Annotated in this window: 5 protein-coding genes; all 5 read left to right on the plus strand. The window is 65.4% G+C overall.

Annotation, left to right across the window (positions count from 1 at the left end):
* Window positions 1-382 precede the first annotated feature (382 nt).
* On the plus strand, window positions 383-1,111 hold the full coding sequence (locus tag HMPREF1137_RS01855; protein WP_007588207.1) for a ComEA family DNA-binding protein: 729 nt from the start codon (window positions 383-385) through the stop codon (window positions 1,109-1,111).
* Complete coding sequence (locus tag HMPREF1137_RS01860; RefSeq protein WP_155835390.1) at window positions 1,111-2,661, plus strand: ComEC/Rec2 family competence protein; 1,551 nt, start codon at window positions 1,111-1,113, stop codon at window positions 2,659-2,661. The genes HMPREF1137_RS01855 and HMPREF1137_RS01860 overlap by 1 nt, the downstream gene beginning before the upstream one ends.
* Window positions 2,662-2,808: 147 nt before the next feature.
* Window positions 2,809-3,786: a DNA polymerase III subunit delta gene (gene holA / locus HMPREF1137_RS01865; protein WP_007588211.1), complete on the plus strand. Its 978-nt coding sequence runs from the start codon at window positions 2,809-2,811 to the stop codon at window positions 3,784-3,786.
* 53 nt (window positions 3,787-3,839) lie between these two features.
* Window positions 3,840-5,588, plus strand: a complete 1,749-nt coding sequence (locus tag HMPREF1137_RS01870) for an ABC transporter ATP-binding protein (protein ID WP_007588205.1) — start codon at window positions 3,840-3,842, stop codon at window positions 5,586-5,588.
* Window position 5,589: 1 nt separating this feature from the next.
* Window positions 5,590-7,521, plus strand: a complete 1,932-nt coding sequence (locus HMPREF1137_RS01875; RefSeq protein ID WP_007588201.1) for an ABC transporter ATP-binding protein — start codon at window positions 5,590-5,592, stop codon at window positions 7,519-7,521.
* Window positions 7,522-8,689 lie beyond the last annotated feature (1,168 nt).

Genomic DNA, 8,689 nt, shown 5'->3' on the forward strand with positions numbered 1-8,689 from the left:
TGCGCGGTCTCGGCCTCGGCGGTGGCGGCAGGTGCGTCTGCGGCCGGGGTGCCTGCTGCTTCGAGCTGGAGGCGAAGGGCCTCCGCCTTCGCGCGGGCGGCCTCGGCCTCTGCGGCCTTCGCGGCTGCTTCCGCCGCGGCGAGCTGTGCCTTGAGGTCCTCGATGTTCTCGCTCATGGTGTGGCCTTTCGGCTCTGGGCGTGGTGCGCCACTGTACTTCGACGTTACCGGAACAGTATCCCTTGGCACCGTGGTCCCATGCGAGTTATGCGGGGTGGCTCGGGTGTGGGATTCGTCCACAACCCCTGCGCGCGCACCGCAGTTATCCACAGGGGTTCGTTTTCGTGTGTGCTCCTGGCGTTCGCCGGGGTTAGCGTGCGGGCATGAACGTGTCACGATGGTTGGCTCGTCGGCGCATGGCGGCGCTGACGAAAGCCGTGTACGACAGCGCCCTCACTGAGGACGACGAACCCGCCGAGCCGAGCGTCGCCCGCCTTCTCCCCGGAGGAACGACCGTGGCCGCACTGATCATCGTGGTCATCCTGATCGCGGCCGTGGGTGTGTGGAGGCACGCAGCGGCACGCGAGCACTCCCAAGCCCTCGCCCAATCCTCCTCCGAGCGAGAAGAGAGCGAGGCCACGGCAGTCGCGACAGGCCCGTCCCCATCCGCACCCGCATCAGCAGGGGAGCGCACCGACGATGTCGTCGTCTACGTCTCCGGCGCCGTCGCATCCCCGGGAGTACTCACCCTTCCGGCTTCCTCCCGAGTCATCGACGCCATCACGGCAGCCGGAGGCGCAACGCCTGAGGCCGACCTGGAATCAATCAACCTCGCCCGACTCCTCGTCGACGGGGAACAGATCCGGGTCGGCGTCGTTGGGGAATCGCCACCAGCAGCCTCCGAGGCGGGCACCCCCGCGGGGACGTGCATCCGACTGGCCACCGCGACCGAGGCCGAGCTCCAGACCCTGCCCGGCATCGGCCCGGCACTCGCCACACGCATCATCTCTTACCGGGCCACCCACCCTCGCCTGTCCACCGTCGAGGAACTCGACGATGTGCCCGGAATCGGCCCGTCCCTCATTGAGAAGATCCGGCCGGGTGTGTGCTGATGAGTGACGCCCAATGCGCTCCCCGCATGATCGACCTGCGCCTCGCGCCCGCAGCCGCCGCCACCTGGGCCGCCACCTGGTGGGCGACGGACCACTATGCTCCATGGGCATGGATCGGAGTGTGCGCCCTCGTTGCACTCGGATGCGCCACCTCCTACGCGCGCTCACAACGAGGCCGGAAGACACCCAGGCACGCCCTCACCCCGCCCCGGTCCGCTCGCCTCGGCCTCGCGCTCCTGCTCGCGTGCGTGGCCTGCGCGCTCGCGGTCGGATCCGCTGCCCGCAGTCACTACGACGCCGACCCCGCCCGCCGCGACTCCGGCCCCATCCATGCGCGCCTCGTCCTCCAAGCCGACCCGGCCCCGCCCTCGTCCGGATTCTCCGCGACACGCAGCGCCCGCGCGCGCATCGAGGCCGTCTCCGTGGGGGAGGAGTGGCAACCCTCGAACGCCACCGCGCTCGTGCGCGCGCCCGGGTGGCAGGATGCCGCGCGCGGCGACGTCTACGAGGTCTGGGGAAGCCTCGACGCGACCTTTGCCGCCGACGCGCCATCGGTGGGCACGATACGAGTCAGGCGTGCCCAGCTCATCGAGAGGCCCGGGGGTCTGTCCGCCTGGATGCGCTCCACCCACCGGGCCTTCGCCCACGCCTGCGCACCTCTGCCCAGGGACGCACGCTCCCTCGTCCCCGGCATGGCGATCGGAGACGACCGCGCAATGCCCGCAGACCTGTCCGACGCGATGAAGAAAACCTCGCTCACCCACCTCACCGCCGTCTCCGGATCCCACATCGTCATCGTCCTCGCCACCGTCACCCTCATCGTCCCCGCGCGAAAACCCCTACGCCTCGGGGCCACCATCCTCGTCCTGGGCACAATCCTCATCCTCGTCGGACCAGACCCCTCCGTCGTGCGCTCCGTCTGCGTCGCAGCCGTCGCCACCCTCGGGCTCATCCTCGGACGCGAGGGCCAATCCATCGCCGCCCTCTGCGGCGTCGTCATCGCCACCCTCCTCATCGACCCCTGGGCCTCCCGCTCCTACGGATTCGCCCTGTCGGCGCTTGCCGCGCTCGCGGTCGTCGGCCCCTCGGCGGCGCTGGTGCGGCGGTGCCTCCGACGAATCCGAGGAGACACGGGCGTCGGGAAAGCGCTGCGTTGGCTGGCGGAGATGGTGTGTGTGCCCGCCTTCGCGGAGCTGGCGACCGCGCCGATCATCGTCTCACTGTCTGGGAACGTGCCGGTGTGGGGAATCGCCGCCAACGTCATGGCCGAGCCCGCCGTTCCGGTTGCGACCGTCGCGGGGCTCGCGGGCGCGCTCGTCTCCCCGCTGAGTATTCGCGCCGCCTCGGCATGCGCTGTCGTTGCTTCGTGGGCGACCGCCTGGATCGCGGGGGCAGCGCGCGTGTGTGCCGCCCTGCCCGGAAACGGGGTGCACGTACCCGGTGGATCCTCGACAGTCCTGGGCGTGTACGCCTGCTGTGGCGGCGGATGGATCGTGTGGAGGGCATGGAAGAGATGGGGAGCCCCGAGCGTCGATGAGCAAGGGCCATGAGTGGGGCAGACACCTACTGCGGGCGCATCGTCAAGGTCTCGTGACACCTGCCACGACTAGTGTCCGCCCACGGCCAAGACGGACGCAAATGAGCTCGCTCGGTGGCAGACTTAGACAGTTACCGTTTCAGCGGAAAGGCAGGAAGACGTGGCAGCACGCGGTTCGCGCCCGGCGGCGCCAGCCCAGATCACGCTGGCACCCATCGTGTTGATCAAAGGCCCCGAGGGCCTTCTCGTCGACCGTGCCCTCGACCAGCTGCGCGCCCTCGCCCACGAGGCCGACCCCAACCTCGAGCGCACCGACATCAACGCGGCCACCTACCAGGCCGGGCAGCTCGACGTCATCGCCTCGCCCTCGCTCTTCGGTGAATCCCGCATGGTCATCATCCGGGACCTGGAAACGATGAGCGACGCCCTCGCGAACGACCTCATCGCATACTCGGCTTCGCCTGCCCCCGACGTGTGGATGTTCCTGGCACACCCCGGGGGTAACGCCCGCGGCAAGAAGGTTATCGACACGATCACCAAAGCCAAATGGCCCGTCGTCCCCGCCGAACCGCTTAAGAACGACCGCGACAAGCTGGCACTCATCGCCTCCGACGTGCGCACCGCACGCCGCCAGATGGACACCGAGGCCCAGCAGGCCCTCGTCGATGCGCTGGGTAACGACCCGCGTTCGATGGCTGGCGCCCTGGCCCAGCTGCTCTCCGACGTCAGTGGGCGCATCACCCTGGAGGACGTGCGACGCTACCAGGCTGGCCGCGTCGAGGCCACGGGCTACGACGTCGCGGACGCGGCCGTCGCGGGCAATTCCGCGAAGGCCCTGACGCTCGCACGCCACGCCTTCGCAACCGGCATCGCCCCCCAGCTGCTCGTCACCGCCTTGGCCATGAAGTTCCGCGCCATGGCGAAGGTCTCGATCGGCGGATCCGCATCCGCCCTCAAGATGGCTCCCTGGCAGGTGGACCGCGCCCGGCGGGAACTGCGCGGCTGGTCCGACTCCTCGCTGGCAGGTGCCTTCGCTGCCATCGCCACGGCTGATGCCGAAACAAAGGGCGCGTCGCGCGACCCGCAACGCGCCATCGAAAAAGCACTTATCACCATCTGCAGGCTGCACGGGCGCTGAATGCGCGCCCCGGCCTCGTCTATGAGATGCCGTAGGGAACGAAGAGGAGATACATGAAGACGATTCGAACGTTGGTGGGGAGTCTGCGCGAGTTCAAGAAACCCGCGATCCTGACCCCGCTGTTCATCATCGGGGAGGTGATCCTCGAGTGCCTGATCCCGCTGACAATGGTCACGCTGGTGGACGCGCTCGACGGGGTCTCCCTGAGTCCCGTCATGCGCCTGGGCCTCATCCTCACGGGACTGGCCTTCGCGTCGCTCGCCTGCGGTATTCTCTCCGCGCGTTTTGCGGCGACCGCGTCGGTCGGCCTGGCGAAGAACCTGCGTCAGGACCTCTTCTTCAAGGTGCAGGACTTCTCGTTCGCGGACATCGATCGCTTCTCCACGTCCTCGCTGGTCACGCGCATGACGACGGACGTCACGAACGTTCAGAACGCCTTCGGCATGCTCATTCGTATCGCGGTGCGCGTGCCCCTCATGATCGTCTTCTCCATCGTGATGGCATGGCGCATCAACGTCCAGATGGCCCTCATCTTCCTCGGGATGGTGCCGGTTCTCGCCATCATCCTGGCAGCCATCGTGCTCATCGCCTTCCCGATCTTCCGCCGCATCTTCAAGAAGTACGACGCCCTGAACAACTCCGTGCAGGAGAATGTCGCAGCGATCCGCGTGGTCAAGTCTTTCGTCACCGAGGAGCACGAGACCACAAAGTTCCGCGCCGCCTCGCAGGACGTACGCAAAGACTTCACGAACGCCGAGAAACTCATTGCGCTCAACAGCCCCGTCATGATGTTCTTCATCTTCGCCGCGATCGTCGCCGTCGACTATGTTGGCGCTTCGATCATCATCAACTCGGGAGCGACCGAGCTGACGAAGGGCGGACTGACCGCCCTCATCACCTACGGCATCCAGATTCTGACACACATGCTGATGCTCGCCTTCATCTTCGTCATGACGACGATGGCCGCAGAGTCCGCGCACCGTATCGCCGAGGTCCTCAACCACGAACCGTCGCTCACCTCCCCGGCCAACGGCGCCACCGAGGTCCCGGACGGCTCCGTGGTCTTCGAAGGTGTGTCCTTCAAGTATTCGGCGAGCGCCGAAGAGAACGCGCTGTCCGACATCGACCTGCGCATCGAGTCCGGCTCTACGCTCGGCATCGTGGGTGGCACCGGCTCGTCCAAGACCTCGCTCATCCAGCTGATCTGCCGCCTCTACGACGTCTCTGAGGGGTCCGTGAAGGTTGGCGGGCGCGACGTGCGCGACTATGACCTGAGCGCGTTGCGTGACACGGTCTCCGTCGTCCTGCAGAAGAACGTTCTGTTCTCCGGCACGATCAAAGACAACATGCGCTGGGGCAACCCGGACGCCACCGACGAACAGATCGAGCATGCGTGCAAGCTCGCGCAGGCCGACGAGTTCATCCAGCAGCTGCCCGGCGGCTACGACTACGTCATCTCCCGCGGCGGCACCAACGTGTCGGGCGGCCAGAAGCAGCGCCTGTGCATCGCCCGCGCCCTGCTGAAGAACCCGAAGATCCTCATCCTCGACGACTCCACCTCCGCCGTGGACACGAAGACCGATTCGCTCATTCGTCATGCCTTCGAGAGCGAAATCCCGGGCACGACGACGATCATCATCGCCCAGCGCCTCTCCTCGGTGAGCCACGCCGACCAGATCATCGTCTTGGACGACGGTCGTATCAAGGAACGGGGCACCCACGAGGAGCTGATGGCAGCGGGCGGGGAGTACAGAGAGATCTACGATTCCCAGAACGCCGCGAGCGAAAGCGAGGTGGCTTGACATGGCACGTGCGGATAAGTCCCGCGTGGAGGAGTCGGAGAAGCTCGAGGGTATCGAGCGTCCCTTCGGCCGCCTCATGGCCTACGTGTTCCGCCACTACCCGGTGCGCATCAGCCTGACCGTCGTGTGCATCATTACGTCCGCGGTGGCCTCGGCCGTCGGCTCGATCTTCATGCAGCAGATCGTCGACAACGTCGTGACCCCGGGCCTGGAGAGCGGCTTCGACGCGGTGCGCGCCACCCTGGTGCGCCTCGTCGTCACGATGGGCGTCATCTTCAGTGCCGGCGTTATCGGTAGCTTCATCTACACCCGCGCCATGGCGATCGTGACGCAGGGGACGCTCAAGCACATGCGCGACGACATGTTCGACTCCATGGAGCGCCTGCCCCTGCGATTCTTCGATACGCACCCGCACGGCGCGATCATGTCGACCTTCACCAACGACACGGACGCGATCCGTCAGCTGATCGGCCAGTCCATCCCGACGCTCATCCAGTCGGGCCTGACGATCATCGTCCTGATCGGCACGATGCTCTACTACTCCGTGTGGCTCTTCCTCGTTGTCCTCATCGTGGGCGCTCTCATGGCCTTCCTGACCGGGAAGCTCGGCGGGCTGTCGGGCCGCTTCATGAAGGCTCAGCAGGCTGCTCTCGCCGACGAAGAAGGCTTCATCGAAGAGATGATGGATGGCCAGAAGGTCATCCAGGTCTTCAACCACGAGCAGGACGCCAAGGACGAGTTCGTCGAGTACAACCAGAAGCTCTTCGACTCCTCGGAGAAGGCGAACATCTACGGCAATGTGCTGATGCCTGCCCTGGGCAACATCGGCAACATCATGTACGTGGTCATCGCTATCGTCGGCGGCGTCATGATCCTGGAGCAGACTCCGAACATTCACCTCTTTGGCGTCGATGTCGTCACGGTTGGCGTGGTCGTGTCCTTCTTGGGCATGGTCCGTAACTTCTCACAGACGATCGGCCAGATGTCCATGCAGGTCCCGATGATCGCCTTGGGTATGGCGGGCGCGGGTCGCGTGTTCGCTCTCATTGACCAGGAGCCCGAGGAGGACGAGGGCTACGTGACCCTCGTGCGTGCGCGCGAACTGCCCGACGGCACTCTCGAGCCGACCGAGGAACGCATGGGAATCTGGGCGTGGCGCCACCCCCACAAGGCCGACGGCACCGTCACCTACACGCGCCTACGTGGCGAGCTGGTCATGGAGGACGTGGACTTCTCCTACGACGGCGAGAAGCAGATCCTGCACGACATCTCCCTGTGGGCGAAGCCCGGACAGAAGATCGCCTTCGTGGGTGCCACGGGCGCCGGCAAGACGACGATCACGAACCTGATCAACCGCTTCTACGACATCGCCGACGGCAAGATCCGCTACGACGGCATCAACATCAACAAGATCCACAAGCCGGATCTGCGTCGCTCCCTCGGCGTCGTCCTGCAGGACGTCAAGCTCTTCACGGGCACGGTCATGGAGAACATCCGCTACGGCCGTCTGGACGCCACGGACGAGGAGTGCATTGCCGCTGCGAAGCTGGCCAACGCGGACTCCTTCATCCGGCGCCTGCCCGAAGGCTACGACACGATGCTGACCGGCAACGGCTCGAACCTTTCGCAGGGCCAGGCTCAGCTCCTGTCGATTGCGCGCGCCGCCGTGGCCGACCCGCCGGCGATGATCCTCGACGAGGCCACCTCCTCGATCGACACTCGTACCGAGGCCCTCGTGCAGCAGGGCATGGACAACCTCATGGAGGGGCGCACGGTCTTCGTGATCGCCCACCGCCTCTCGACGGTGCGCAACTCGGACGCGATTATGGTCCTGGACCACGGCCGTATCATCGAGCGAGGTAGTCACGACGACCTGATTGCCCAGAAGGGCGTGTACTACCAGCTCTACACGGGCGCCTTCGAGCTCGAGTAAGCGCTCAACGATCGCGTTTGCCCCGGCCTCGTTTGACGAGGTCGGGGCTTCGTTATGTGCGCCTGGTGCCGGAACGTGGGGGAGTGGTTGGCGTAGGTGTGCTGACCGTGCGTATAAGCGTACGGGGGAGTGGTTATACGTGGGTTATAGGTCATAACGTGTTGGTCGCGGTTCGGTCCCGGGCATCGGCGTGGGCGGTGTCGTTGGGCTAGCGCGCTCGCGCCGCTGTGCCACAGACAGGATGTGCCCCTTTGGGAGGACTCCACCTGATCGGGAGCATTCCACCCGTTAGGGAAGATTCCACCCGATCAGAAGGGGTTGAATCTTCCCGATCAGGTGTAACACCTCATCGGTCACAAGCGTCGTCTCGGAGCTGGCCGCCCGTGACGTCCCCCGTCATTGCTGGCGACGCCTCACCGGCGTTTATTGGCACGCCGCCGTGCAGCTCTGCACCGGTGAGGGGCATTGCACCCGTGAACAAGCCTGCCGCCAGGGGTAATGGTGGGGGTTTTGCAGCATTAGGAGCCTCCCTTCGGCGTGTCGCCGGCGTGTCGCGCTTCTAATGGTGCAAATCCCCCCGTTTGGTGGCGGTGAGGTCTCGGTTCGCGGTAATGAGGTAGCGGTTCTGGGTGGTGAGGCGCCCACGTCGCAGACCACCTCGGTGAAAAACGTTGACAACGGGGTGTTGCGGCTCAGGCGGTCTGCTTGTTGGACACAACAGTGCCCGGCCTGGCATGTACTTCGCACGCAAACCGCTGACTATGCGCGTTAACCCCTTGATGTGCTCGTGGGCGGCGCTGCCAACGTGCATGTCATCGGGTTAACGTGCGAGGTGTCGGGCCCACGTGTGCGGAGGGGAGTGCAGACAGCTAGCACGCCTCGGCGAACTGCGCTCCTGAACCTGAGTGTCCATACCGGGCCACGCGTTCGCCCACACATCAGGTGCGTGGGGGGTATTCGTACCCCCACGATGAAACAATCGCCGTCAATGTTAATTTTCGACTACCAACAAGCCGAAAAATCACCACAAAACCAACACGTTTTGTCCTTTAACCCTCGTTATGTGCGCCTGGTGCCGGAACCTGGGGGAGTGGTTGGCGTAGGTGTACTGACCGCGCGTATAAGCGTACGGGGGAGTGGGTATACGAAAGCGGGCCGCCCGTTGGGC

It is taken from the genome of Actinomyces sp. ICM39 (assembly GCF_000282935.1).
Lineage (GTDB): Bacteria > Actinomycetota > Actinomycetes > Actinomycetales > Actinomycetaceae > Pauljensenia > Pauljensenia odontolytica_B.

What these genes read in the sequence shown, in the direction of transcription:
- HMPREF1137_RS01855 (WP_007588207.1), top strand. Translation starts at nt 383, where the DNA reads ATGAACGTGTCACGATGGTTGGCTCGTCGGCGCATGGCGGCGCTGACG.
- HMPREF1137_RS01860 (WP_155835390.1), top strand. Translation starts at nt 1,111, where the DNA reads ATGAGTGACGCCCAATGCGCTCCCCGCATGATCGACCTGCGCCTCGCG.
- HMPREF1137_RS01870 (WP_007588205.1), top strand. Translation starts at nt 3,840, where the DNA reads ATGAAGACGATTCGAACGTTGGTGGGGAGTCTGCGCGAGTTCAAGAAA.
- HMPREF1137_RS01875 (WP_007588201.1), top strand. Translation starts at nt 5,590, where the DNA reads ATGGCACGTGCGGATAAGTCCCGCGTGGAGGAGTCGGAGAAGCTCGAG.